Source organism: Sediminicola luteus (assembly GCF_002514735.1).
Lineage (GTDB): Bacteria > Bacteroidota > Bacteroidia > Flavobacteriales > Flavobacteriaceae > HQA918.
The window spans coordinates 396,209-420,762 of sequence record NZ_NBWU01000004.1 but is presented as its reverse complement, the minus strand read 5'-3'; the positions used below and the strand labels follow the sequence as shown (position 1 = coordinate 420,762).

General features: G+C 44.4%; 23 protein-coding genes. 14 read left to right on the top strand and 9 right to left on the bottom strand.

From position 1 onward, the window contains the following. The 10 genes from hisB (at position 1) to B7P33_RS14120 (ending at position 8,898) form a co-directional block, all read left to right on the top strand. Positions 1 to 1,134 carry a bifunctional histidinol-phosphatase/imidazoleglycerol-phosphate dehydratase HisB gene (gene hisB, locus B7P33_RS14165; protein ID WP_097442664.1) on the top strand — a complete coding sequence of 378 codons (1,134 nt, stop codon included), beginning with the start codon at positions 1 to 3 and terminating at the stop codon, positions 1,132 to 1,134. A 1-nt stretch (position 1,135) separates the two neighbouring features. After that, positions 1,136 to 1,717, top strand: coding sequence for an imidazole glycerol phosphate synthase subunit HisH (hisH, locus tag B7P33_RS14160; protein ID WP_097442663.1), 582 nt, complete (start codon positions 1,136 to 1,138; stop codon positions 1,715 to 1,717). 2 nt (positions 1,718 to 1,719) lie between these two features. After that, on the top strand, positions 1,720 to 2,160 hold the full coding sequence (locus tag B7P33_RS14155; protein ID WP_097442662.1) for a GNAT family N-acetyltransferase: 441 nt from the start codon (positions 1,720 to 1,722) through the stop codon (positions 2,158 to 2,160). Between the two features lie 19 nt (positions 2,161 to 2,179). Further along, positions 2,180 to 2,902 (top strand): 1-(5-phosphoribosyl)-5-[(5-phosphoribosylamino)methylideneamino]imidazole-4-carboxamide isomerase, encoded by a 723-nt coding sequence (gene hisA / locus B7P33_RS14150; RefSeq protein WP_097442661.1) that lies wholly within the window; start codon positions 2,180 to 2,182, stop codon positions 2,900 to 2,902. Further along, on the top strand, positions 2,899 to 3,390 hold the full coding sequence (locus tag B7P33_RS14145) for a DinB family protein (RefSeq protein ID WP_097442660.1): 492 nt from the start codon (positions 2,899 to 2,901) through the stop codon (positions 3,388 to 3,390). The genes hisA and B7P33_RS14145 overlap by 4 nt, the downstream gene beginning before the upstream one ends. A 349-nt stretch (positions 3,391 to 3,739) precedes the next feature. Continuing rightward, positions 3,740 to 4,087, top strand: a complete 348-nt coding sequence (locus B7P33_RS14140; protein WP_097442659.1) for a four helix bundle protein — start codon at positions 3,740 to 3,742, stop codon at positions 4,085 to 4,087. Positions 4,088 to 4,177: 90 nt separating this feature from the next. Next, a complete protein-coding gene (gene hisF, locus B7P33_RS14135) occupies positions 4,178 to 4,939 on the top strand; it encodes an imidazole glycerol phosphate synthase subunit HisF (RefSeq protein WP_097442658.1) in 762 nt (253 codons plus the stop codon). A 15-nt stretch (positions 4,940 to 4,954) separates the two neighbouring features. Beyond that, complete coding sequence (gene hisIE, locus B7P33_RS14130; protein ID WP_097442657.1) at positions 4,955 to 5,575, top strand: bifunctional phosphoribosyl-AMP cyclohydrolase/phosphoribosyl-ATP diphosphatase HisIE; 621 nt, start codon at positions 4,955 to 4,957, stop codon at positions 5,573 to 5,575. Between the two features lie 123 nt (positions 5,576 to 5,698). Next, positions 5,699 to 6,466 carry a LytR/AlgR family response regulator transcription factor gene (locus B7P33_RS14125; protein WP_172435959.1) on the top strand — a complete coding sequence of 256 codons (768 nt, stop codon included), beginning with the start codon at positions 5,699 to 5,701 and terminating at the stop codon, positions 6,464 to 6,466. Between the two features lie 134 nt (positions 6,467 to 6,600). Then, positions 6,601 to 8,898, top strand: a complete 2,298-nt coding sequence (locus tag B7P33_RS14120; protein ID WP_097442655.1) for an outer membrane beta-barrel family protein — start codon at positions 6,601 to 6,603, stop codon at positions 8,896 to 8,898. A gap of 8 nt (positions 8,899 to 8,906) precedes the next feature. Here the strand turns inward: B7P33_RS14120 and B7P33_RS14115 are convergent, their stop codons facing one another. From B7P33_RS14115 to B7P33_RS14085, 7 genes are all read right to left on the bottom strand, one after another. Next, the gene (locus B7P33_RS14115; protein ID WP_097442654.1) at positions 8,907 to 10,346 is read right to left on the bottom strand and encodes a sulfatase-like hydrolase/transferase; all 1,440 of its coding nucleotides are present in this window, start codon (positions 10,344 to 10,346) and stop codon (positions 8,907 to 8,909) included. A 16-nt stretch (positions 10,347 to 10,362) separates the two neighbouring features. After that, positions 10,363 to 11,778: a sulfatase-like hydrolase/transferase gene (locus tag B7P33_RS14110; protein ID WP_097442653.1), complete on the bottom strand. Its 1,416-nt coding sequence runs from the start codon at positions 11,776 to 11,778 to the stop codon at positions 10,363 to 10,365. 297 nt (positions 11,779 to 12,075) lie between these two features. Beyond that, a complete protein-coding gene (locus B7P33_RS14105; RefSeq protein ID WP_097442652.1) occupies positions 12,076 to 13,563 on the bottom strand; it encodes a HAMP domain-containing sensor histidine kinase in 1,488 nt (495 codons plus the stop codon). Next, a complete protein-coding gene (locus B7P33_RS14100; RefSeq protein WP_097443013.1) occupies positions 13,563 to 14,261 on the bottom strand; it encodes a response regulator transcription factor in 699 nt (232 codons plus the stop codon). The genes B7P33_RS14105 and B7P33_RS14100 overlap by 1 nt, the downstream gene beginning before the upstream one ends. Before the next feature lie 388 nt (positions 14,262 to 14,649). Further along, positions 14,650 to 14,931, bottom strand: a complete 282-nt coding sequence (locus B7P33_RS19680; protein ID WP_245871801.1) for a hypothetical protein — start codon at positions 14,929 to 14,931, stop codon at positions 14,650 to 14,652. A 557-nt stretch (positions 14,932 to 15,488) separates the two neighbouring features. Next, a complete protein-coding gene (gene cysM, locus B7P33_RS14090; protein ID WP_097442650.1) occupies positions 15,489 to 16,370 on the bottom strand; it encodes a cysteine synthase CysM in 882 nt (293 codons plus the stop codon). After that, on the bottom strand, positions 16,363 to 17,154 hold the full coding sequence (locus tag B7P33_RS14085; RefSeq protein ID WP_097442649.1) for a serine O-acetyltransferase: 792 nt from the start codon (positions 17,152 to 17,154) through the stop codon (positions 16,363 to 16,365). The genes cysM and B7P33_RS14085 overlap by 8 nt, the downstream gene beginning before the upstream one ends. A gap of 262 nt (positions 17,155 to 17,416) precedes the next feature. Here B7P33_RS14085 and B7P33_RS14080 point away from each other — a divergent pair, with 262 nt between their 5' ends. Further along, the gene (locus B7P33_RS14080; protein ID WP_097442648.1) at positions 17,417 to 18,100 is read left to right on the top strand and encodes a DUF2461 domain-containing protein; all 684 of its coding nucleotides are present in this window, start codon (positions 17,417 to 17,419) and stop codon (positions 18,098 to 18,100) included. Here B7P33_RS14080 and B7P33_RS14075 read toward each other — a convergent pair. Then, positions 18,097 to 18,510 (bottom strand): glyoxalase, encoded by a 414-nt coding sequence (locus B7P33_RS14075; RefSeq protein WP_097443011.1) that lies wholly within the window; start codon positions 18,508 to 18,510, stop codon positions 18,097 to 18,099. The two genes, B7P33_RS14080 and B7P33_RS14075, sit on opposite strands and share 4 nt — an antisense overlap. A gap of 440 nt (positions 18,511 to 18,950) precedes the next feature. Continuing rightward, complete coding sequence (locus B7P33_RS14070) at positions 18,951 to 20,258, bottom strand: dipeptidase (protein WP_097442647.1); 1,308 nt, start codon at positions 20,256 to 20,258, stop codon at positions 18,951 to 18,953. A 170-nt stretch (positions 20,259 to 20,428) separates the two neighbouring features. On the opposite strand from B7P33_RS14070, the gene B7P33_RS14065 reads away from it, so the two are divergent. The 3 genes from B7P33_RS14065 to B7P33_RS14055 all read left to right on the top strand — a co-directional run bounded on the left by B7P33_RS14065 (position 20,429) and on the right by B7P33_RS14055 (position 24,549). After that, the gene (locus B7P33_RS14065) at positions 20,429 to 22,201 is read left to right on the top strand and encodes an ATP-binding protein (RefSeq protein WP_097442646.1); all 1,773 of its coding nucleotides are present in this window, start codon (positions 20,429 to 20,431) and stop codon (positions 22,199 to 22,201) included. A 19-nt stretch (positions 22,202 to 22,220) separates the two neighbouring features. Next, positions 22,221 to 22,595 carry a response regulator transcription factor gene (locus B7P33_RS14060; protein ID WP_097442645.1) on the top strand — a complete coding sequence of 125 codons (375 nt, stop codon included), beginning with the start codon at positions 22,221 to 22,223 and terminating at the stop codon, positions 22,593 to 22,595. Positions 22,596 to 22,716: 121 nt separating this feature from the next. Further along, positions 22,717 to 24,549 (top strand): HEAT repeat domain-containing protein, encoded by a 1,833-nt coding sequence (locus tag B7P33_RS14055; RefSeq protein WP_172435958.1) that lies wholly within the window; start codon positions 22,717 to 22,719, stop codon positions 24,547 to 24,549. Positions 24,550 to 24,554 lie beyond the last annotated feature (5 nt).

The following is a 24,554-nucleotide window of genomic DNA, read 5'->3' as shown; positions in this document are numbered from 1 at the left end:
ATGAAAAAAGTATTGTTTATAGATCGCGACGGCACCATAATCAAGGAAACCGTTGACGAACAGATCGATGCCTTCGAAAAAATGGTATTCTACCCCAAAGTGTTTACTTATTTGGGTAAGATTGCCAAGGAATTGGATTACGAACTGGTCATGATTACCAATCAAGATGGTTTGGGCACCTCGGTTTTTCCGGAAGACACGTTTTGGCCGGTGCATAATTTTATACTTAAAGCCTTTGAAAATGAGGGTGTAGTCTTTTCCGAGGTCTTTATCGACCGTACTTTTCCTAAAGACAATGCCCCAACGCGTAAACCCGGTACGGGCTTGTTGACCTCTTATTTTTCTGAAGAATACGATTTAGAGAATTCTTTTGTGATCGGCGATCGTTTGACCGATGTAGAACTGGCCAAAAACTTGGGGGCCAAAGGCATCTTTATCAACGACAATACGCATTTGGGCATGGGGGAGACCGAATCTTCTGAAAATGAACTTCAAGAGTACATTGCCTTGGAGAGCAACGATTGGGAGGCTATTTATCGTTTCTTGAAATTGGAATCCCGTAGCGCCCAGCTCGAGCGCAATACCCATGAGACCCAAATACAAATCGGGCTAAATCTCGATGGTAGCGGCCAGTCGGAAATAGATACGGGCATTGCTTTTTTTGACCATATGTTAGATCAATTGGCGCGGCACGGGCAAATGGACCTAAATATTAAGGTACAAGGCGACCTTGAGGTCGATGAGCACCATACCATAGAAGATACGGCCATTGCCTTGGGCGAGTGTTTTGCCCAGGCCTTGGGTAACAAACTTGGGGTAGAACGGTATGGCTTCTGTTTACCCATGGACGATTGCCTGGCCCAGGTGGCCATTGACTTTGGAGGGCGTAACTGGTTGGTTTGGGAAGCCGATTTTAAACGGGAAATGGTAGGTAAAATGCCCACCGAAATGTTTTTCCATTTCTTTAAGTCCTTTTCAGATGGGGCCAAGGCCAATCTCAATATTAAGGCCGAAGGTACCAACGAGCATCATAAGATCGAAGCCATTTTTAAGGCCTGGGCCAAAGCCATAAAAATGGCCGTAAAACGAGATCCAGAGAAAATGGTCTTACCTTCAACAAAAGGGGTGTTATAATATGGAAATCGCTATTATAGATTACGGGGCCGGTAATGTACAGAGTGTTTGTTTTGCACTCGAACGTTTGGGCTATTCAGGCAAGGTAACCCACGATATCGATGCCATAAGTGGGGCGGATAAGGTTATTTTTCCGGGTGTCGGTGCCGCTCAGGCGGCTATGACCAAGCTAAAACACAGCGGGCTCAATACTTTGATCCCCATATTAAAACAACCGGTTTTGGGTATCTGTTTGGGTATGCAACTCATGTGTGCCCATTCTGAGGAAGGCGATACCGATGGCCTCGGTATTTTTGAGGAAAAGGTGGTCCGTTTTCCCGATTCGGTAAAAGTGCCCCAAATAGGATGGAATGCCATCGAAAACCTAAAAGGTCCTTTGTTTACTGGGGTTACCGAGGCTTCCGATATTTATATGGTGCATAGTTATTATGTGGCCCTAGGAGCCGATACGATTGCCCAAACCAACTATGGGCTATGGTATTCGGCGGCATTGGGTAAAAACAATTTCTATGGGACGCAATTCCACCCAGAAAAGAGTGGGGGTATTGGCGAGCGTATCTTGGCTAATTTTCTATCGCTATAAAAATGAGCAATTTGGCAAGTATATACGAATGTGATACCGACAAAAGCCGTTTGGATTTCGATTTTATCCAGGCCTATTTGAGCGACCAATCGTATTGGGCCAAAGGGCGGAGCAAAGCACGTATGCAAAAGGCGATAGCGAACTCTTTATGTTTTGGTTTGTTTGAAAAGGAGAGTGGCCAGCAGCTAGGTTTTGCCCGGATCGCAACCGACTATGTGGTGTTTGCCTGGTTGATGGATGTGTTCATTTCACCCGAATACCAAGGCCAGGGTTTGGGAAAATTTTTAATCCAATCGATACTAGACCATCCGTCCTTACAAGAGGTGAGGGGCGTGGGGCTAAAAACAAAAGATGCCCACGGACTGTACCAACAATTCGGTTTTGAACGACCCAATGACCCGGAAGTTTGGATGTTTAAAAGAATTCAAGAAGATAAATTTTAAATCAACGTATTACTGACCTATGCGAATTATCCCAGCCATAGATATAATTGAAGGAAAATGTGTTCGCCTATCCAAAGGGGATTACGATACCAAAAAGGTGTACAATGAAAATCCGTTAGAGGTGGCCAAAATGTTCGAGGATCATGGTATTGAATACCTACATTTGGTAGATCTCGATGGAGCCAAATCAAAACGTATTATCAATCATAAGGTGTTGGAGACCATCGCGTCCAAAACCAATCTTAAAATCGATTTCGGGGGTGGACTCAAATCCGACGAGGACCTGCATATCGCTTTTGAGAGTGGGGCCCAACAGATTACCGGGGGCAGTATAGCGGTAAAACAACCCGATACTTTTATCAACTGGTTAGAGAAGCATGGGGCCGACCGTATTATTCTTGGGGCCGATGCCAAAGACCGAAAGGTGGCCGTTTCAGGTTGGTTAGAGTCGTCTAATGAAGATGTGGTAGCTTTTATTGACCAATATTGCGATCAGGGTGTGTCTTATGTTATCTGCACCGATATTGCCAAAGACGGCATGCTACAAGGGCCATCGTTTGCCTTGTATACCGAGATTTTGGAGCGAACGCCCAAGGCCAAACTAATTGCCAGTGGGGGTATCTCTACTTTTGATGAGCTACCCAAACTGGCCGAATTGGGCTGTGAAGGGGTCATCATTGGAAAAGCGATTTACGAAAACCGCATTTCTTTAAAACAATTGGAAAATTACATCATCTCATGAGTGCGTTGTTGATCGATTTTAAAGCACAGGCCTTGGCCCGGCTCGATGAGAATACCGAAAAGATCCAAAAGGCACTTACCCATATCTCAGACGAGGAGGTTTGGCAAAGACCGAATGCCCAATCGAATAGTATAGCCAATCTGATTTTGCATCTTTGTGGAAACATAACCCAATATGTGATTTCCGGATTGGGCGGGGAACGCGATACAAGGGAGCGCGACCAAGAATTTGATGCCAAAACCGGTCTTTCGAAACAAGAACTGTTGGAAATGTTACGTCAGGTAGTCGATCAAGCTAAAACCAAGATTTTGGAAGCTTCCGATGAGGCCTACGAAACTAAAAAAGAAGTACAATGTTATCATTACTCTGGGTTGGCCATGGTGTTTCATGCCATAGAGCATTATTCCTACCATACGGGACAAATAGCTTTCTACGTAAAGGCACTCAAGAGTAAAGACCTAGGGTTTTATGACGGATTGGAACTGTAGTCTAAGTTCGAAGTGGGAGGTACGAAGTCGGAAGTACGAAGTGGGAAGTACGAAGTGGGAAGTACGAAGTGGGAAGTACGAAGTGGGAAGTACGAAGTGGGAAGTACGAAGTGGGAAGTACGAAGTCGGAAGTACGAAGTGGGAAGTACGAATTTGGGGATAGAATAGAGAGAATAGAACATATAGAATTAAATTAAGATAATAAAACGACAACAATCACATTCAATTCGAAAGTTTTGCTGGTTTAGGATTAATGCACAAAGAATTTTAACCTCGTACTTCGTACTTAGAACCTCGTAATTATAGCGGGAAATTAAAAGAGGAAATGAAAATATAAAGAAAAACGGTTATGCAAGATTTAAAACAACGAACAAAAAAACTAGCGATAGCCTGTTGGTTGTTTTGTCGAGACGTTCCCAAATCCCGTGAATATGATGCTTGGGCAAGACAGCTTATACGTTGTTCGGCCTCCGTAGGGGCCAATTACCGTGCAGCTCAAAGGGCTAAAAGCACAGCGGATTTTTTAAATAAGTTAAAAATTGTAGAAGAAGAGGCTGATGAAACCATATATTGGTTGGAGCTGTTTGCCGAGGTAATTCCCGAGCGTAATCAGAAAATAGAAGATTTGTTAAGTGAGGCGAATCAAGTTCTTGCCATAATAGTGGCCTCTATTAAAACAGTTAAAAAGAATATGTAATTAATAACCTCGAACTTCGAAAATCGTACTTCGTACCTAAAACTTGGTACTTCACACTTAAATCATTGTGCGAAAATTAATTAAGTTAAGATGTTAAAGAAACGTATTATCCCTTGTCTCGATATTAAAAACGGTAGAACCGTAAAGGGGGTCAATTTTGTAGACCTGCGCGATGCGGGAGATCCCGTGGAACTGGCGGCCATTTATGCCCAAACCGGGGCCGATGAATTGGTATTTCTCGATATTTCGGCCACAGAGGAACGCCGACGTACCCTAGCGGATCTGGTACGACGGGTGGCCCAGAAAATCAATATCCCATTTACGGTTGGTGGTGGTATCTCTGCTGTGGAAGATGTCGACATCCTCTTACGGAACGGGGCCGACAAAGTCTCCATAAACTCCGCAGCGGTAAAACGCCCGGAATTGATAAATGAACTCTCCGAAAAATTTGGGGCCCAATGTGTAGTAGTGGCCATTGATGCCAAACAGATCGACGACCAATGGAAAGTACATTTGGTAGGGGGTAAGGTACCCACCGAACTCGATTTGTTCGCCTGGGCCCAAGAAGTGGAAAAAAGAGGTGCAGGCGAAATTTTGTTCACTTCCATGGATCACGATGGCACCAAAAATGGCTTCGCCAATGAAGCTTTGGCCCAGTTGTCCGAATTGGTGAATATACCCATAATCGCCTCGGGTGGTGCGGGCCATATGTCGCATTTTACCGATACCTTTGTCGCAGGTAAGGCCGATGCGGCCCTAGCGGCCAGTGTGTTCCATTTCAAGGAAATCGGAATCCCCGAATTAAAAGAGAATTTAAACGCGGCCGGAGTAGCGGTACGTATCGAAAGTTAAGCAAACCCATCAGTTATGAACGTAAATTTCCAAAAATATAAAGACGGCTTGGTGCCCGCTATAATACAAGATGTAACCACCAAAAATGTTCTCATGTTGGGTTATATGGATGCCGAGGCCCTGGCCGAAACCCAAAAATCAGGTAAGGCCACTTTTTACAGCCGCTCCAAACAACGTCTTTGGACCAAAGGGGAGTCCAGTGAAAACTATTTGTTGGTGGCCGATATTAAATTGGATTGTGATCAAGATGCCCTGCTGATAAAAGTACACCCGCAAGGGCCTACTTGCCACAAAGGCACGGATACTTGTTGGGCTGAGGCCAATACCCCTTCTTTCGGTTTTATAAGCAAATTAGAAGAGGTTATCGCCCAGCGAAAAGCCCAGGCCGAAGACCATGAGGCCGGTGGCAGGAAACCGAGTTATGTTTCCAGCTTGTTCCAAAAGGGGATCAATAAGGTGGCCCAAAAAGTGGGGGAAGAAGCCGTAGAAACCGTTATCGAGGCGATGGATACAAACGACCACCTCTTTTTGGAAGAGTCCTCCGATCTGTTGTTCCATTATTTGATTTTACTACAGGCCAAAGGCTATTCCCTTGCCGATATTGAAAAGGTCTTGGAAAAACGGCATAGGAAGTAGTTTAGACCATCATATGGCTAAAAATATGTTTTGTTTTCAGTATTCGCCTTACTTTTGATAAGTATGGGAATAACAAGCTATTTAAATTTTTTTAAGCGAAAAACGCCCCCACACTATATGCTTATGCACCCGCTTAAGGGGGCTTTAGGCTTTGGATTGCTATCCGTTCTTTTTGTGGCTATTTACAAACCCTTGTTTTTTAATACCTCGGAGAAATTTGGATATTATCCGGTTTTGGCCATGTATGTATTGGGCTCTGTTTTGGCCTTGATCCCTTTTCTGTTTTTACTTCGTAAATACTTGCGGGAATATAACCTGGGCAATGCCTTACTCTTTATGGTTTTGGTCCTAAGCTTCGGTGGTGTTGTGGGCTATTTTCTCGGATTTGCCCTAGAGGCCCATCCGAATTCCAGATGGCATTGGGCTACTTTTTTTGACTCGATGGGTAATACTTATTTAGGAGGCTCTTTACCCGTACTTATTTTATGGTGGTACGGCCATTTCAAATTCTCTAAAGAAGCTGGAACACCAACAAAAAACCAAAGCATAAGAATCCGATCCGAGCTAAAAAAGGAGTTCTTGGACATAGATCCCGAAAATCTCATTTATTTGGAAGCGGAGGGGAATTACGTCAAATTGTTTTACGATTCTGGACAGGAGGTGACCCATAAGCTACTTCGTTCAAGTATGAACAAAATGGAGGCCCAGTTAAAAAATTTTCCCTTTATCTACCGATCGCACCGTTCCTATATGGTCAACCTGTATAAAATAGAAGCTAAAAGCGGAAACAGTATGGGCTATCGTTTACGGTTAACGAACATAGATGCACAGATTCCCGTTTCCCGCAACAAAACCACCGAATTCGATACGGTATTGGAAAAACTGGGTTAGTCACCCAAACCAAATTCCTTGCATTTCAGCCCATATTTTTAGCTTTTTGCTCCATAAGTAACAAAAACACGACTCCCATCACATAAAATTGCGCGAAGAATCCGTAGGCCCTCACTTTGTACAAAAATCAAGTGATGGATATGCTTTTTAAAAAAGGATTTTTGGGTATCGCCTTGCTGGTCTTCAGTTTTAGTGTAGCCCAAGCCCAAGAGGAAGTTTGGCTAAATGGAAAGGTTTTGGATAGTACTACACTAAGTCCGTTACCCTTTGTGAATGTGGTTACGGAAATTGCGGGTGAATGGAAAGGCTGTATTACCGATGAAAAGGGGGTGTTTTCTTTGGGCCCCTTGCATTTGGGAAAATATACCCTAACTTTTTCGTCCTTGGGGTATGCGACCCGTAAAGAGACGATGCAGCTTAACCCCAAAATGCCGCCTACAACCATTTGGATGAGCCCCTCTGCCGAAACCTTGGATGAAGTGGTGCTAATTGCGGAGGTAGACCGAAATACTACGGGTATGGGGGTTACCTCCTATACCATAAACAAAGAAGTACAGGCCAATAGTTTTACCGCGACCGATGTGGTGAAATTTATCCCAGGTATTACGGTGGATTTGAATAAAACGATCCGCTATCAGGGTACCGGTAACCTAAGGGTTAGGGTGAATGGGGTGGATCGTCCCTTGTCTTATCTCAAACGTTTGGATATGGCCTTTGTAAAACGGGTCGAGGTTTTGGAAAATGATAGTAGTGTTGCAGCGGATGTAGGGGTTGTTTTAAATTTTATCGTCAGTAAGGCGAATGTGGAGTCCCTTTATGGGAACCTTGTGGTAGATATCCCAACCCGATCCGACTTGGTATACGCCTTTCCGTCTTTGGACTTAGGCTATAGCATGGGTAAACTCGACATTTTCGCTTCCTATAATGGGGAATGGGTGTATCTGGATCAGAAAAATAAGGAATCCAAGACCATTTTTGACCAAGACGTATACTGGCAATCGCATATGGAATACGACCAAAGGAATACGGCCCAAACAGGTCACTTTGGGCTATCGTATCCGTTTTCAAAGCAATGGCGGTTGGATTATTATGGAACCTACACCTATTTTTCAAATGAGCTGATCGGGGCATTTTCGCAATACCTTGAAAGGGCCGAGGAAACTTGGGAAGCACAAGGAGAACGATGGGATGATGATGCCAATCGCGAGCAATACCACGCCCTGACCCTAAATGGCGAAAATGAGCTTTGGGATTATAGTCTCAACACCGCATTTTCCGATTTACGGGCATCACGAAATACGGCTTATGTGTATGCCGACCAAACCGTAAAGGCCGATCAAGAAACAGCACAGACCTTTTACAAACTGCGCTTCGATACGGGCTATGATCTCAAGGAAAAAGGAAGGCTTAAGGCAGGGTTATACTTTAGGTATCGCCATTTGAACGATCCGGTATTCCAAAGTTTCGATTTCAAGGAATGGGTTGGGGCATCGTATATCGAATATCGGAAGAAGTGGAAAAACTGGGGCATTAAAATCGGAACACGAGGGGAATTTGCTAGAACAAGTCTAGGTCAGGCCCAAGTTTCCGACAGAACCTTCAATGTGTTACCGACCTTGGTTTTGGAGCACGATATAAAGCAGGCGAAACTGTTTGTAACCTATGCCAAAAAGCTCTTTAGACCATCGTGGCATCAATTAAACCCGAGTCCGCAGTTCCATAATCCCGTAACCATTCAAAGAGGCAATCCGGAATTGCGACCGGCCATAAACCATTATGTGGAGGCAAAATATAGTTATGCCAAAAATGACAATAGGTATCAATGGGCCTTGTTTTATGGCCATACCCAAGATGTACAGGGGCTATATACCCATATACAACCCGAAGGTTATTTTTTGGATCAGGCAATGAACCTTGGAGCAAGGCAAAGTATTGGGGCTTTTCTCAATACCCAAATCGCCTTGGGTAAAAATATGGATGTTGGCGGGTTTATAAAAACCTCTTATGACCATACCGAACCCTTAAAAGCCTTGACCGATAGTTCAACACGAGAAGGATGGGTTATTGAGGGCGGGGGCAGTTTACTCTATAGTAGGGCAACTGGTTGGCAATTCGCGCTAAATGCCTCGGCCAATAGCCCTCGGATCAATTTTCAAGGGAAAACCCGGGCCGATGTACTTTACTTTGTCTCCATACAAAAGGCCCTTAACAAGAATTTTACCCTTGCGGTCAATTCTGGCCTACCCTTTGCCAAACGATTCAATTCCTATACGACCACTAAGACCGCTTCGGACTTTTATACCACCCAGGCGAGTGATGTGGCCCTTCCGGCCCTTCCTTTGTGGTTCAAAATGAATTATAGTTTTGGGAAAAAGAAGAATGGACGTAACGACACTAGGGAAGAGTCGGTACGCCCATCTAACGGTTTCTGATCCGTTGTTTATTTCCCGATAGTGGGAATGGGATCGTGCATGTCTTGCTGTAAAGACTGTAATTTTTCGATCAAATCGGTTTTGACCTCGGCATAATTGGCATCTTCGGCCACATCGTTTTCTTCCAAGGGATCTTTTTTCAAATCGAATAGACGTATTTTTTCAGCCTTGGGGTACCATATCAGTTTATGACTGTCGGTACGTACCATACGTTGGTTTTCGGTATAGGCCCCGTAGATATAGGGTAAATGGGCCTTGCCCTTACCTTGGATCAAAGGTACCAAGCTACTGAATTCAACATGCTCGGGTATGGCTTGTTGGGCCCATTCCAAGGTAGTAGGCATCACATCTTGTAAATAAATGGGGGCATCTATGGTTTTTCCTTTTGGTACATCGGGGCCCACTACATAAAAGGGTACCCGTACACTGTGGTCGTACATATTCTGTTTACCCAAAAGGCCATGTTGGCCCACGGATAGACCATGATCGGCGGTAAACACGATATAGGTATTGTCCATTTCGCCCGTGGCTTCCAAAGCATCGAGGATCTTACCGATTTGGGTGTCCATATGACTTATCAGGGCATAATATTCCTTGCGATGTACCTGAATGGAGTAGGGGGTACGCGGATAGGGAGCCAAGCGCTCGTCACGTAACTTTTTGCCCGCACCCATTTCTTCGTGATAAGGGTACTCCTCTAAAAAAGTCTCTGGAACGGCTACCTGATCCAACGGATATTTATCTAAATACTCCTGCGGCGCTTGCCTCGGATCATGTGGGGCGTTAAAGGCCAAATACATAAAAAACGGATTCTCTTTGGTCTTGGCACTGTCAATGAACTGAAGCGCATCGTTGGCCACGACCTCACTCCAATGGGTGCCGCCGGCCCAAAAGCCACCGTTTATGGTATCGGTAGATTTCCAAACAGTATCGTTAACACTTAAAGGGCGGTTGTAGGCTGTTTTTACGCTTCGGGGCATACCACCACGTACATGACCCACCGTATTGAACAATTCTTCGGCCTTACGCGATACATGCCATTTACCGGTCATATAGGTGTCGTACCCGGCTTGTTGCATATACTCGCTCCAGTATGGGTTCGTGGGTTGGCCTTTACGCACCAAGGAATCGGTACGGCGGGCGTTCCATATATATTGTCCGGTATTGATCATGGCTCTAGAGGCAACACAGATGGCCCCGTTCCAGCCGCCCATATTATAGGTGTGGGAGAAATCGGTACCGTTTTTTCGCAATCGATCCAAATTGGGGGTGTACACTTGATCTGCGCCTAAATTGCTTAAGGCGTTGTAACTGTGGTCGTCAGCAAAAATAAAGACCACATTGGGCTTTTTGGCCGGAGCTTCGGTCTTAGGGGCTTCCTTACAAGAAAACAATACCACTCCCAAAAGCGCGATGGCCGTAAAAATTCTAAAAGGGATGACTTTCATAAAATAGGTTTGACGGTTATTTATAGTCTTTACCCGCTGCACTCGCATCTACGGCCACCATCCAAGAGTTGAGTTCGGCGTGCATTTTTTGGGCCAAGGCCCGGTTTTCTGAAATAATATTATGCTTTTCTTCCGGATCGTTGATCAAATCGTATAATTCATAGGTTTTACCCTTATCAGGGCTCAGGTATTTATAGCGGTTGTTCACCAAAGAATATTGGTTGCCGTATAAAAAGCCTATCGGTTTTTTTCGCTCATGCTTTCCTTTTGAAAGATTTGTCCAAACACTTTCCCCATCCAACGGATGTGTGCTCGGGTACTTTATGTTTAAAACCTCCAATAGGGTAGGTAAATAGTCGCTGGTAACCATGGGAGTGGTATTCCTACTACCACCTTGTAGTACTTTTTTCCAAATGACGAAAGCAGGTACCCTAACTCCGCCTTCGTACAGGCTTCTTTTACGGGCCCTGAATTTGCCAGCGCTTCCGGGCGTACGGTTCTCGGGGCCATTATCGCTACAAAACCATATCATGGTGTTTTCGGCCACCCCCATTTTTTCCAATTTTTCCCATAAGCGTCCCATTTGCTGGTCCATGGCGGTCAGGGTACCGTAATAGATTTGTTTCCTCAAATCGAGTTTGGCGTATTGGGCACGTTGGGCGCTATCGGCCACTACTGGTAAATGCGGTGTATGGAACCATATGGTGCTGAAAAATGGCTTTTGGGCCTTTACCGACATTTCCATGAAAGGAATCACACGATCCATAATAACCTGGCTATCGTCTCCCTTCAGGTTTTGGGTGACCTTTTGTTCGTGTCCGTCCCAATAGAAGGTGCCGTAGGTGGTATCTTTTCGTTGGCCTTCCACGGCTTTCCAGCCATAGCGTTTGCTTTCACCGGCATCAAAACTTTGAGGTACCCGCATAGGGTCGTAGGTCGGTACTTTAGATTCGGTACAGAAAAAGGTATCGTAGCCGTGCATACTAGGTATGCTAAAATGCTGAGCGTTTTTTTCCTGACCCCCGCGGTTGGCATCTTTTTCTTGTGTAGTCAGGGTACCTAAGTGCCATTTTCCGAAATGTCCGGTGGCATAACCTTGGGTTTTTAATATTTCCGCCAAAGTCAATTCCTGTGTTTTTAGGTGCCCCGTATTGGCGTTAGGAATACCCATACGCAACGGATTCCTGCCAGTGACCACACTGGCCCGGGTTGGGGAACATACGGCCGAGGCGGAATAAAATCGATCTAGAATAATGCCGTCGGAGGCCATTTTATCGAGATGGGGTGTTTGTATTTCGGTATTGCCGTTAAAGCCGGCATCTAGCCAACCTTGATCGTCGGTCATTACCAAAATGATATTGGGTGATTGGGCGTTACCGCCAAAAACGGCACAAAAAAGTAGGGGAATCAGGTAATTGGTGGTCTTACGCATGGTTTCCTTGGTTTCGGATAAAGTTTATACTCCTCTAGACCCTTTCATAGCACCCTAGGATTAATCCGCAGGGTGATTTTTAGAGATTCCTTAAACCATGCCACCAATTTTTAAGGAAAATGAAAGAATGTTTGGTTTGGAAATATAGTAAATACTAAAGTACTATGGAAACCCATATAGATAAAGGGGATACGCCCGTAGCTAAACCGGAAGTTAAAAGTACAACCTAGGCTCAATACTAAGAGCCTAGAATCCTTGATGTTTGGCCATTGTTATGGACTGAGTTTGCAGCAGTACTTATGAATAGGCCGGTAATTGAAACACAAAAGAGCTGCCTTCTTGGGGTTTGCTTAAAACGGTTATGGTGGTTTGGTGTAGGTCCATGATTTTTTTGACAATGGCCAAACCTAAACCTGATCCCATTTTTTTGTCGGCCGTAGGCAATTGGCGGTAGCGATCAAAAATATGGGCTTGTTCGTTTTGGGCAATTCCCACACCCGTATCGGTAACGCGTACTTCTACCTGTTCCCCTAGTTTTTTAAGGCAAAGGGTTACCGCGCCTTGGGCCGGAGTGTATTTTAAGGCATTTTCCAACAGGTTTTGAATGGCACGTTCAACAAGGCCCACATCGGCGAAGACCATATAATTGGTATCGGAATATTCTAAATGCAAGTCTATTCCCTTTTTCTCGGCCAAAACCTTGAATTTGGCAATCAGGTCATAAGACAGTTCTTTAATGGAAAAAGGTTCTTTTTGGGGGCTCACCTGCTCGGCTTCCAGTTTGGAATATTGAAAGAGTTGATCGATCAATCGTGATAATCTTTCGGTACTGTCGTGGGTGGTTTGTAAATAACGCTCCATTTCGGTCGGCGGTAGGCTGTCCTTTTTCATGACCATGGTCTCTACATACCCTTTCATGATGGCCAAAGGGGTACGGAGATCGTGCGAAACATTGGCGATCAATTCCCGGCGTAGACTATCGACCGATTGTATTTTTTCAATATTGTCTACTATGGTATCGGCCATTTCGTTAAAAGAGAGTGCATAAGGGGCAATATCCGATTTTTCGGGATCAGGGATACGCGCCTTAAGATCGCCTTCCTGAAATTGTTTAATAATCTTAATGATCTCGCGTAGGTTCTTGGTCAGGAACCAAATGCTGAGCAAGGCTATACAGGCCGCGAAAAGCATAGTGAGTAGGGTAGTACCCAATCCTAGCTTTAAAAAATAGGAGCCTAAGAGGTTGCTACTGATCAGGTCAAACTCCTTTCCGGCTAAAATAATATAGATATAACCCGATTTACCATCTACCTCAAAAGGTGCGGCCGAAAATATCTTACGTTGGTCCATTCCCCTGGGGTCATCGCCCAGAACGATTTTATCGCCGGTTTGCCCCAGGAATTCTTGAACAGGGGCCAGGTCTATCTTGCGCACCGGCGCTCCTTTTTCATGGTCCAATACCACAGAATAGAGTATGGTGCCTTCCGGGTCTAAAAGATACACCTCTATGCCCCGGTTTACGGCCATCATATCGTGCATCAAGTCACCGAAAAGGGCTTTGTTGACGCTGCCGTCTTCCAGAAAGGGTGGGGTCTCGGCAAATTTTTCCTCAATAACGTGTTGGGCCACGTTCCAGTTCACCTGCTGAATGATCCGCTGGTTGTATTTGTTGGCAAAATAGGCTGTGATCAATACGTAACTCAGTCCCATTAAAAGGATAAGCGTGGTAAAAGCGATCCATAGTTTCTTAATAAGTTTGGGTGTAAGGGTATGCTGATTTTCCATTATGCGGTCATGTCTTCGTTGAACTTATAGCCAACACCCCAGCTGGTCAGTATATACTGCGGATGCGACATGTCTTTTTCGATTTTGGCGCGAAGCCGATTGATGTGGGAGTTGACCGTATGCTCATAGCCTTCAAAATTATAGCCCCAGATGAGGTTCAGTAATTCGGTACGGCTGTAGTTCTTACCCGGATGGGCCGCCATTAGAGCCAATAGCTCGAATTCTTTGGGCGATAGTTCGATACGGTTGCCTTCCAATACCACTTTCCGTTTGTCTATATCGATCAATAAGTGGTTGTAATCCATAACGCTTGACGAATCTTCTTTCCTTTTTTTACTGCCCGAGCGGCGCATAACGGCTTTAACCCGGGCCATAAATTCGCGAACGCTAAAAGGTTTGGTGATATAATCGTCGGCACCGATCTCTAGGCCCAACACCCTATCGATTTCCTCTGATTTAGCAGTAAGCATGATAATGGGGACCTCTTTTTCGACCCGGATACGTTTACAGACCTCTACACCATCCATTCCGGGTAGGTTCAAGTCCAGTATAATTAGATCAAATGATTCTTTTAGGGCCATGTCCAAGCCTAAAATGCCATCTAAGGCCTTGGAGGTGGTATAAAATTGGTCTTGAAGATGTATTTCAAGCAATTCTACGATGGCCGGGTCGTCTTCTATAATAAGGATCTGCTTCATGGGTTCCGTGTTCAAGGGCATAGCTGTTTGCAATACAACAAAAAAGGGTTCACCAAAGTATCACGATCTATGATAAAGTACCCCTTATGCCTATTTGTGGTGGATTTGCCGGAACTTTAAACCTTTCCTTACAGTGGACTTTATTGGGTTTGGCTAGGTTTGGTGTGGCTAGGGGGAGGGTATTGGCCAAAAGTTTGTTCTAGAAATTGTTGAGGCCTTCTGTTGCCCAAAAGTTTTCGGAAGGTGGTTTCTTTAACCAAGAAAAATGGTGGTTCCAAGGGCATCCAGAAGCGATTGGTGGTGAAAACCTACATTAATATCCATTATTCTAGAGTATAAAAAAAGCCCCAACAGATGTCGAGGCTTGGTGATTCCCTGCATAAGTAGGTCAAGGCCAGGGATCAATTTTTTCGTTAAGGCTTTCAAAATCATAGGCACCGATATGTTCTTTTCGGAACAAAAAGAGCGAAAAGGTAACGTACATGAGCACTAGATACAAGATAAATATGGTGATACCGATGGGGAGAAAGGTTTCCGGGATCAAATGGTGGTCGTAATCGTTATAACTCAATACCGTAAACAGGGTATCGAAAGCTTTGAATACATATACCGATAGGATAATGTATAACACATATTCCAAATTACGCATTTGGGGGTCGGGGTATTCCATTTCCCGGATTTTAAAACGGATTACGAACAAATAGATGAAATGTACTACCGCTAGTAGGGGTAAGATGTAATTGTCGAACTTAAAAAAGTAAAATCGATTACTGTACAAGCCATAAAAGTTTAACACGATTAGGCAAATCAATAAAAGATATGACAGCACGACAAGGGCCTTCCATGGCAGTATTCTAAACAGGGCCATAAGCGATTACGTAGGTTTTTATGGGACAATATTCGGTAATAAAAACGAGGCAGATCCCTTTTTCTGACGTAAAATCGTTTAACGGAAGCCACTTTGTTGTGGAAGTCTAAAAAGTTGTGGTGAACTGATTTTCGGCGCCTTTTTTTTAATCTTTTCCTACAAAAAAACATAAGTATGTAGCCAGCATGTTTTACGCTTAGTTGCCGAGCTATGTCTTCCTGAGCGCCGTGTCAGCCGACAGGCAGGCAGTCGAAGGGCTTTTTTTGCCATAGAACTTTTATAGGCTTTCGACTGCGCTGACATGAGTGTATTCTAAAGTAATTCAGATATGTTATCTATTCCAATTAATCGAACTCAGTTTAAAAAATATCGGATGATAAATAGCGGTCGCCCCGATCACAGACAATACTAACGATACATCCTTTTTCCAAGGTTTGGGCCAGGCGCAGGGCAATGGTGGCGGCCCCACCGCTACTAATACCGCAGAAAATACCTTCTTCCTGCGCCATTCTTTTGGCCATTTGCTGGGCCTCCGAGGCAGAGACATCTTGGGTTTGGTCAACTTTGCTCGGATCAAAAATAGCCGGTACATAATCGGGTGACCATTTTCGGATTCCCGGAATTTTCGAGCCTTCGGCAGGCTGGGCCCCAACAATGGTAATGGCCGGATTCTGTTCTTTTAAATAGGTTGCGGTACCGGTAATGGTGCCCGTGGTGCCCATGGCCGAGACAAAATGGGTAATCTGGCCTTGGGTATCGGCCCAGATCTCGGGCCCGGTACTTTGGTAATGGGCCTGCCAATTGGCGGCATTCCCAAATTGATCCAGCATCACATAACCATCGCTGGCCACTTTGTCCATTACATAGTCTCGCGCACCTTCAATACCGATATCGGCAGGGGTCAGGGTAACTTTGGCCCCATAGGCCCGCATGGTCTGTACCCGTTCTTTGGTGGCACTTTCGGGCATAACCAGTTCTATATCGAGTCCGTAGGAACGCGCGATCATGGCCAAGGCGATTCCGGTATTACCGCTCGTAGCCTCTATTAATTTGGTGTTTTGGTCTATGTTACCTGTTGCCAAGCCGGTTTGGATCATATTGAGGGCGGCTCGATCTTTTACACTGCCCCCAGGGTTTTGGCCTTCCAATTTAAAATATACCGCAACATTCGGGTTGGTGTTCAATACTCGGGATCGCACCATAGGGGTGTTACCGATCAAAGACAATAAATCGTTAGGCATGGGTATTGGTTTTAATGGAATTTTGGGCGTTGTGGTAAACTTTGGAATGTGGGGGCACCGATTGGGTAATCCAAGCGTTACCACCAATGGTACTGTGGCTACCGATAACGGTATCGCCCCCTAAAATGGTAGCATTGGCGTATATGGTTACATGCGATTCTATGGTAGGATGGCGTTTGGTGTTTCCCAGATCTTTATCTACATACAAGGCGCCTAAGGTAACCCCTTGGTATATTTTTACATGGTTGTGTATCACGGCGGTCTGTCCGATTACCACTCCTGTGGCATGATCAATAAAGAACGATTCCCCAATCTGGGCACCCGGATGTATGTCTACCCCGGTCTCGCGATGGGCATATTCCGTCATCAAGCGGGGTACTAACGGAAACCCTAATAAGTACAACGGATGGGCCAAACGATATACTGCGATGGCCAAAAAGCCGGGATAGGCCAAATAGACCTCCTCAAGCGATAGGGAGGCGGGATCACAGGCATGGATGGCGGCGGCATCGGCATTGAGTTTACTCAGAATCTGGGGTAACCCTTTTACATAGGTGTCCCAGGTCTCGTGGCAGCTTTTGCCGGTTTCCCAACAGGCCAGGGCGACCAAGGTACTGAATTGAGTTGCAAGGGTGTCCAATTCATTTTCCAGATCGGCCTCGGCATCAAAAAGGGTATGGAACAAGCGGTCGGTAAAGGCTTCGGCCTCCTTTTTTAGTCCGTATTTTAAATTGGGTAACTTCTTTTGTACCCGGATTTGCGTCAGGATTTCCTTTTTCTCCATCTTTAATTTTTAGTAACTAATCAGAGTCCCCTATTTTGGCTACGAAATGGTCTTTTGCGCTCTGTTTTTGTGATTTTTTTTCTCACATAGCGGTGCTATGCTTTGAAAAAAATCACTTCAACAGCACCCAAAATCCCTATTTCTCGCTTCAAAACCTGCGACACTGATTAGTTACAATTTTTCTACCGACCAAAATTATCTATTAAATTGATAGGGTAAAGCGAAATAGGGTTAAGTTTAACTTAAAATAGTAGATTTGTGTATGGATAGTACCACTCGAATTTCAGCAGACACTTTAGGGTTTTTAACCGAATTGAAGGCCAATAACCATAAAGAATGGTTTACGGAACATAAATCCGATTACCATGCCGCCCTTGGGGAGGTGAAAGGCTTTATGGAGACTTTACAGGCCAAAATGGAAGTGCATGACGCTATTGAAAAGCTGAAAATGTTCCGTATTTACCGCGACGTACGTTTTTCAGCCGATAAAACGCCCTATAAAATGCATCTTTCGGGTCATTTTGTGAGGGCCGGTGCGGCTTTACGCGGGGGGTACTATGTGCATATACAACCTGGCGGTAGTTTTATAGCAACAGGTTTTTGGGCCCCAGAGAAAGCAGATTTGTTACGCATCCGTAAAGAATTGGAACTAGATGCCAGCGAGTTCAAGGAAGTGTTGGCGAACCCTGCCTTAAAGAAAGCTTGGGGCGAATTGCAGGGCGATGGGGTCAAAACAGCACCGAAAGGCTTTTCCAAAGAACATCCGGATATTGAGCTGATCCGTAAAAAACAATTCATATTCGTTAAGAACTTTAGTGACAAAGCGGTAGTATCGGCCAATTTTCAAAATCAGGTCAATGCTGCTTTTGAGGCTATACGGCCCTTTTTAGACTTGATGAGTGCCATTCTGACTACGGACCTGAATGGAGAGTCGCTTTTGGATTAGCCTAATACAAATTCCTCAGCCTCAAAATATTGCACCTGATCTTTTAGGCGTTCAATGACCATGCCCATCATACGTTTATTTAGGGCCGAACTATCTTTGATATATTCCCCGTATTCTTCTACGGTAAACTGCCCGATAATCATGCCTTTTAGGCTATTACGGAACTTGATGTCTTTATGGATGGCATTTTCTATATAATCCAGACGTTTTTCAAAGGATAGGTTGTAAAATGCGTTTTTGTGCTTTCGGATGTAATTCTGGAAAACTTCCAACAAAAGGTTGTTCTGGAATTTGATTACAGGCCGTAATACCGCATTTTGGAAGTATTCGCCCGAACTCATCTGGGCTCTGATTTTAGAACTGGGTATATCGGGTCGTATTTTGAGTAGACGAGGGCTTCTTTCGTTCATCTTCTTGGGTTTAGATGTCAAGCGAATTCAGGCTGGGCTCGGTATTGAAAAACTTTAAAACTTTTCAAAGCTTGGTTTCTATAACACCCAACTCGGTTTTGCTTTATTTAAAGTTAACCGATCCGTTCTTTTGCTCTACTTGCATAAATCAGAGTTGTTAACGGGTTTATGAACAATTTCTGTTATAGGTTTGTTGGTTTGTAATATCTTTTTTTATAGGAGGTTAGATGTATTGGGTGTATGTAAAAGTTTGATCCTGTGTAAGACTTGTTTTTTAACCGAACTTTGTCGAATACATTTGCCTTGACCTCAATTTGCTGGATGAGGTATGGTAAAAGGGGACTAATCGGTATAATCTAATGCACTATTTAAAGTTTTAGTGTAAAAAAAGACCTTAACTTGTAGTAAGTCAAGGTCTTTAATGCTGTCGTTTTGGGGGATTATCCTTCGGCTTGCAGTTTTTTGGCTATGGCCTCAACCTCATCCAAAACACGTAAAAGATTTTCGCCCCATAACTTGGCGATTTCTTCTTCGGTATACCCGCGTTTTACCAATTCTTTGGTTACGTTCAGGGTTTCGGAAGCATCGTTCCAACCGCCGATTCCGCCACCACCGTCAAAATCGGAGCTGATACCCACATGATCGATTCCGATTTTTTCTACCATATAATCGATATGATCAACAAAATCGGCCACGGTTACGCCCTCAGGGGCATTGGAATCCTTGGCTGCCTTGGCTTCGGCAATTTTGTTCACCTTGGGGTAGTATCCCATAAAGGCTTCCTTTTCCGCTTCGGTCAAGGTGGCGAATTCCGCTCTTGATTTCAACCATTTTACCTGCATCGAATCGGCCACGGCTTGTTTTATTTCTTTCATATAGGCATCGCGGGCTTCATGCTTTTCGGTGCTTAAGTACGAAGAAAAAGCCACGGTCTGTACCACACCACCGTTTTCTTTCATGAGTTGTAATTGCTCATCGTCCAAATTTCGGCTATGGTTACAAAGGGCCCTTGCCGAAGAGTGGGAGGCGATTATGGGGGCCTTGCTCAAGGCGATCATTTGCTTCATGGATTCTTTAGAGGGATGCGAAACATCGATCATAATTCCTAAACGGTTCATTTCAACCACGGCCTCTTTTCCTAAGTCACTTAGGCCATTATGCAGCCATTCGTCGTTTTCTTCGCCTGTATTGGAATCACAGAATTGGCTATGCCCGTTATGCGATAAGGAAATATATCGTGCACCTAGGTCATAGTATTTTTGAAAGTTCGACATGTCCAAACCTATTGGGTAGGCGTTCTCGACCCCTATCATGGCTACTTTTTTTCCGCTTTTGTGAATACGCCTGACTTCTTCCGAATTTACCGCCAATTCGATTTGATCCGGAGCGATTTCCTTACACAACCGATGTATGGCGTCGAATTTGGCCATGGCATTTTCCTTGGCCTTGGCATAACCTTCGGCATCTAAAGTACCCTGACCTGTATACACGATTAGCCAGGAAACATCCAAGCCACCATCATCCATATTGGGTAGGTTTACTTGGGTATCTAGACGTTGGGTGTAGTTAATGCTGTCGGTAAAATTAGCCACGTTAAAATCGTCGTGGGTGTCGATGGTAATGACGTTTTTGTGAATCCGTACGGCTTTCTCTTCCATAGTTTCTTCTGAAGGTTTTTCCGTCTTTTTCTCAGCTTCTTTGCAAGAAAAAACCGATAAAATGCAAAATAATGCGATGTACTGTCTCATAGTGGTTACTTAGTTATGCCCACAAAATACGTATTTATACAACACTTTTGGGTGGGTATATAACAAATAATTGGCGGTATAACGCCTTATATGAACCTTGGGTCTAAACTAAAGCGGAATGTGGTTAGGTGGCTACAACCATTCTTACAACATTCGGCAAAGATGCAAACATGGATACCAGGGAACTATTATCACAATTATCGGATCTAGAAGGTAAGTTGAAGAGCTTTTCGTACGAAGAACTTTCCTTAGAGGAGGCTTCTCGTTTAAAAAACTCGTTTAGCCACTTTAAAGACCGACTAGAGGAAAAAGTATATAACCCCAAAGCCAACTGGAACCCCGACGGGTACGTAATTGGCGTTCAAGGGGAAGAAGGTAAGGCCGATAACCAACGTGAAGATTTGGCCTTGGTGGCTAAGGTTAGCCACGAATTAAGAACTCCTTTGAATGGTATCTTAGGGTTTACCCAACTTCTTTCGGAGACCGAACTTAATCAAGAACAAAACGAATTTTTAAAGGCAATAAAGGTTGCTTCCTTCAATTTGCTGGATTTGGTGAATGAACTTATGGAATATACCCAGCTTGGTCAGGGGATGGTACCTGCCGAGCAAGTGGAGTTTAATCCGTTCAGTATCGTTAGAAATGCCATGTACCTCTGTAATACCCTCATCTTGGGGAAGGAGGTGCGTTTGGAGATCGATATAGACCCCAATATCCCTGAAACCGTAATCGGTGATCCGTCCAAGCTTTCCCAGGTATTGTTGAACCTTTTGGGCAATGCCATCAAATTCGTTACAGAAGGTGAGATTTGTTTAAAAGTCAGTTTAGAAAAACGTCTCGAAGACTATGTAGAACTCGATTTTCAAGTAAGTGATACCGGTTCGGGTATTGCTAAAGAAGATCTCGTCAAAATATTCGAGCCGTATTCCCAAGGTTCCAAAGAACGCTGCGCCAATGTGGGTGGTTATGGGTTAGGGCTTAGTATCGTAAAAGAAATCATAGAGAATCAAAACGGTTCTTTGGCCGTGGCCAGTAGGCCTGGTGTGGGCACCACCTTTACCTTTAGTCTGCCTTATAGGGTCAAAGGGAATTCTAAGGCCAAGTCTGATTCCAATACTTCGGAAACGGTCAGTCTGAAAGATATTCGCAAGATTGCCGGAACCAAAGTATTGGTGGTAGAAGACAACCCTATGAATGGTGAACTACTCCTTAAGAGGTTAGACGCTTGGGATTGTGAGGTGTTTTTGGCTCCAAATGCCGAAGATGCCCTAAAACTGTTGACTATACAAGAAATAGATTTGGTTCTGATGGATCTGCGAATGCCGGGAATCAATGGTTTCGAGGCTACGGAACGTATCCGTAACCATGTACTGGAACATATTCGAAAAGTGCCGGTAATCGCCGTAACGGCCGATTTCGGTATTAAAGATCGTGAGGCTTGTGAGGCTTACGGAATTCAAGATTATTTGTTAAAACCCTATAGCGCCAAAGAGTTGATGGGGAAATTATGTTGGGCCAAAACTTATAATGAAGATATGGAAACAAGGGAATCCGGAGCTTTTAGCTTAGAAGGAGGTATGCCATCCGATAACGGAACTGCATTAGATCTGAAGGCGGTTTTGGAAGAATGTATGGGCGATAAGACCTTATTGGCCGAGCTGGTACGGTTGTTTAAACAAAACTGCCTGGAGTTTATCGGTAAAACCCGAATTGCCTTAGACAATGGCGATATGGATAGTATAGCCCAAGGCTGTCACAAGATAAAGGCGGGTCTGGCGATGCTAAAGGTACATAACCTGCATAAATTGGTTTGTCAGCTACAACCGGCCTGTGAGCAAGAGCCAGATGTAAAACACATTAAATTCCTTTACGGATGCTTTGTGGAGGAGTTTCCCTTGGTTAGTGCGGCCCTAGATCGAAAAATGACGGAATTGGATATGTAAGGAACCCCATTGCGGATTGATGATGAAGACACGCTTATTACTTGCTGAAGACGATGAAATGCTGGCCAGACTCTTGGAGTATAGACTTCAAAAAGAAGGTTTCGAGGTGGTTGTGGCCCCGGACGGAAAAACGGTAATGACCCAATTGGAATCTGGGCTTCCGGATCTTTTCATTTGTGATATTATGTTGCCCTATATGTCGGGCTTCGAGCTACTGGACCATGTTCGAAATGAATTGGGTTCTAAAATGCCTATTATCATGATTTCGTCTGCCGGAAATGAAAAAAACGTACTTGATGCCTTCGATATGGGGGCCAACGATTTTGTGACCAAACCCGTTAATCCTTCCGAACTAACGGCTAGGGTGAGAAAAGAACTAAAAATCAGGCATTAAAGCTTTATCAAACATAGCGCCCTTTTTAGCCATTGGCCCTAAAATCCATACCAATCTATTATGGGATCTGACCTTCTTGTTCTTAGGTCTGACCCTCTTTTACTTTTTGGGGATATTTTTGGTGAAAAACCAAAAGTCCTTCCTTCAGGGTAAAACCCGTCCCAAAAAACGGGAGCTCACGCCTAAGGTGAGTGAATTTTTATTCTATGACGATACCCAAGTAGACGCCTCGGAGAAAAAAGCCTATTTGAACTTGGTCATTGAACTAAAAGAATTGGCCAAAGATGCCTATTACCGAAAAGCCTTGGCCGAGATTCTGTTCGATTTGCGTTCCGATGTTTCGGGCGATGCCAAGAAAAGACTTTGTGCCCTATACAAGTATCTAGGGCTTCAAGAGTATTCCAAGACCAAACTAAATAGTTGGCGTTGGGAGGTAGTGGCCCAGGGTATTATAGAACTCACCTGGATGGAGGTTAGTGATGCCTATGGGATTATCGCCGAATTTTTAAACGATAAACGTTCGGTAGTTCGGAAACAGGCCGAAATCGCCTTGGTGACCTTGAATGCCGATGGCATCCGTTTGTTTTTAGATACGACCCGTTACGGAATTTCGGAGTGGCAACAACTGAAACTGTTAGAGGTGCTCCGTTTGGCCAAAGATTTTGATCCCCCGCGTTTTAAGAATTGGCTGAATTCCAAAAATAGGGATGTGGTTCTTTTTGCCCTGCGTCTAATGAAACATTACCATCAAAATGATGCGGATGCAGCTTTGGTAAGTTTAATAGCACACCGAAACAATGAGGTAAAGCGCGAGGCGCTGGACTGTATCAAAAAATTCGGGGTACTGAAAGCGTTACCTGAATTGGTAAAACAGTATTGGAACCTTAATGGCGACGTGCGTTTAGAGGTACTCGATGTTTTTGCGGTCTTGGGTGATGAGTCTTATCTCGAATTTTTACAGAAAGTCCGTGACCGGGAACACTCCAGCACATTAACAAGCAAGGCTATGCATGCCTTAAATGCGATTGGTAATGTGGTTATGCCCGATTTGGGTGAACCGGAACCGGAAACCACAGAAAATGTTGAAACTGAAGAAACCGAAGTCCTTAGTTTTGAAGACACAATGCATACTGTTTCAAGCCTAATGGTTACATCAGAGGGAAGGGAGCCTGAAGAAAAAGAAAAAGAGGTATTAGTAGAAGAAGATAAACCGCAGTCCGAAGAAACCCAAGTGCCCTTGGCCTTACCCAATCTGTTGGGGGCCTTGGACATACAAATGCAGTCTATGCCCGATGAAGAAGGTTCTTACGATTCGGAAGCATTGCAGGAAAATAAAGCGAAGGAGAAGGAAGAAGTTCAGGATGATACCCATCTTGAATGGAAGGCATTCCAAGATACCGAACCACCGGAGGAAGCCTGGTTTCCTTTCGAAGACCCAAGTGCTGATTTGCCAGAGCATTATAGTGTTTGGTCCCAATTATTCGATAGGGCCGATGAAAGCTCGCAATGGTATTTGCTAGAGCAAATGGAAGAGCTGGCCGATGCTAAAGACATGGAGTTTTTAGAGCATTACGCCAAAGACGCCCCAAAGGGCTTTGCCAAGCAAATCGGTAAAGTACGTTTGGCCATATTAGACCGTATACCCGTTACTTGCGAAGAGGAATCTCGGGAAGAAATACCTCAAAAAAACAACCCTGAAGAACACGTTAACCTTGGTGGTTTACAGTGGACCAGCAGTCCTACGGCAATTGGGATCGATAGCGTTATACAAGCAAAAACCATAGAAAAGGAACAACCGGAATCAGAAATAACATCTAAGGAAAAGGCTTCTTTAGAGTACTGTTTTTCATTAAAAAGCCTTGATGTAGAGGCCGAAGAGGTGAAAGGGTTTAACCTGTTCGACCTGAATTTTTCATTGGACGGATTTCCAAAACCGGAGAATAGACCCTCCTAAAACAG

What these genes read in the sequence shown, in the direction of transcription:
- hisB (WP_097442664.1), top strand. Translation starts at nt 1, where the DNA reads ATGAAAAAAGTATTGTTTATAGATCGCGACGGCACCATAATCAAGGAA.
- hisH (WP_097442663.1), top strand. Translation starts at nt 1,136, where the DNA reads ATGGAAATCGCTATTATAGATTACGGGGCCGGTAATGTACAGAGTGTT.
- B7P33_RS14155 (WP_097442662.1), top strand. Translation starts at nt 1,720, where the DNA reads ATGAGCAATTTGGCAAGTATATACGAATGTGATACCGACAAAAGCCGT.
- hisA (WP_097442661.1), top strand. Translation starts at nt 2,180, where the DNA reads ATGCGAATTATCCCAGCCATAGATATAATTGAAGGAAAATGTGTTCGC.
- B7P33_RS14145 (WP_097442660.1), top strand. Translation starts at nt 2,899, where the DNA reads ATGAGTGCGTTGTTGATCGATTTTAAAGCACAGGCCTTGGCCCGGCTC.
- B7P33_RS14140 (WP_097442659.1), top strand. Translation starts at nt 3,740, where the DNA reads ATGCAAGATTTAAAACAACGAACAAAAAAACTAGCGATAGCCTGTTGG.
- hisF (WP_097442658.1), top strand. Translation starts at nt 4,178, where the DNA reads ATGTTAAAGAAACGTATTATCCCTTGTCTCGATATTAAAAACGGTAGA.
- hisIE (WP_097442657.1), top strand. Translation starts at nt 4,955, where the DNA reads ATGAACGTAAATTTCCAAAAATATAAAGACGGCTTGGTGCCCGCTATA.
- B7P33_RS14125 (WP_172435959.1), top strand. Translation starts at nt 5,699, where the DNA reads ATGCACCCGCTTAAGGGGGCTTTAGGCTTTGGATTGCTATCCGTTCTT.
- B7P33_RS14120 (WP_097442655.1), top strand. Translation starts at nt 6,601, where the DNA reads ATGGATATGCTTTTTAAAAAAGGATTTTTGGGTATCGCCTTGCTGGTC.
- B7P33_RS14115 (WP_097442654.1), bottom strand. Translation starts at nt 10,346, where the DNA reads ATGAAAGTCATCCCTTTTAGAATTTTTACGGCCATCGCGCTTTTGGGA.
- B7P33_RS14110 (WP_097442653.1), bottom strand. Translation starts at nt 11,778, where the DNA reads ATGCGTAAGACCACCAATTACCTGATTCCCCTACTTTTTTGTGCCGTT.
- B7P33_RS14105 (WP_097442652.1), bottom strand. Translation starts at nt 13,563, where the DNA reads ATGGAAAATCAGCATACCCTTACACCCAAACTTATTAAGAAACTATGG.
- B7P33_RS14100 (WP_097443013.1), bottom strand. Translation starts at nt 14,261, where the DNA reads ATGAAGCAGATCCTTATTATAGAAGACGACCCGGCCATCGTAGAATTG.
- B7P33_RS19680 (WP_245871801.1), bottom strand. Translation starts at nt 14,931, where the DNA reads ATGGAATACCCCGACCCCCAAATGCGTAATTTGGAATATGTGTTATAC.
- cysM (WP_097442650.1), bottom strand. Translation starts at nt 16,370, where the DNA reads ATGCCTAACGATTTATTGTCTTTGATCGGTAACACCCCTATGGTGCGA.
- B7P33_RS14085 (WP_097442649.1), bottom strand. Translation starts at nt 17,154, where the DNA reads ATGGAGAAAAAGGAAATCCTGACGCAAATCCGGGTACAAAAGAAGTTA.
- B7P33_RS14080 (WP_097442648.1), top strand. Translation starts at nt 17,417, where the DNA reads ATGGATAGTACCACTCGAATTTCAGCAGACACTTTAGGGTTTTTAACC.
- B7P33_RS14075 (WP_097443011.1), bottom strand. Translation starts at nt 18,510, where the DNA reads ATGAACGAAAGAAGCCCTCGTCTACTCAAAATACGACCCGATATACCC.
- B7P33_RS14070 (WP_097442647.1), bottom strand. Translation starts at nt 20,258, where the DNA reads ATGAGACAGTACATCGCATTATTTTGCATTTTATCGGTTTTTTCTTGC.
- B7P33_RS14065 (WP_097442646.1), top strand. Translation starts at nt 20,429, where the DNA reads ATGGATACCAGGGAACTATTATCACAATTATCGGATCTAGAAGGTAAG.
- B7P33_RS14060 (WP_097442645.1), top strand. Translation starts at nt 22,221, where the DNA reads ATGATGAAGACACGCTTATTACTTGCTGAAGACGATGAAATGCTGGCC.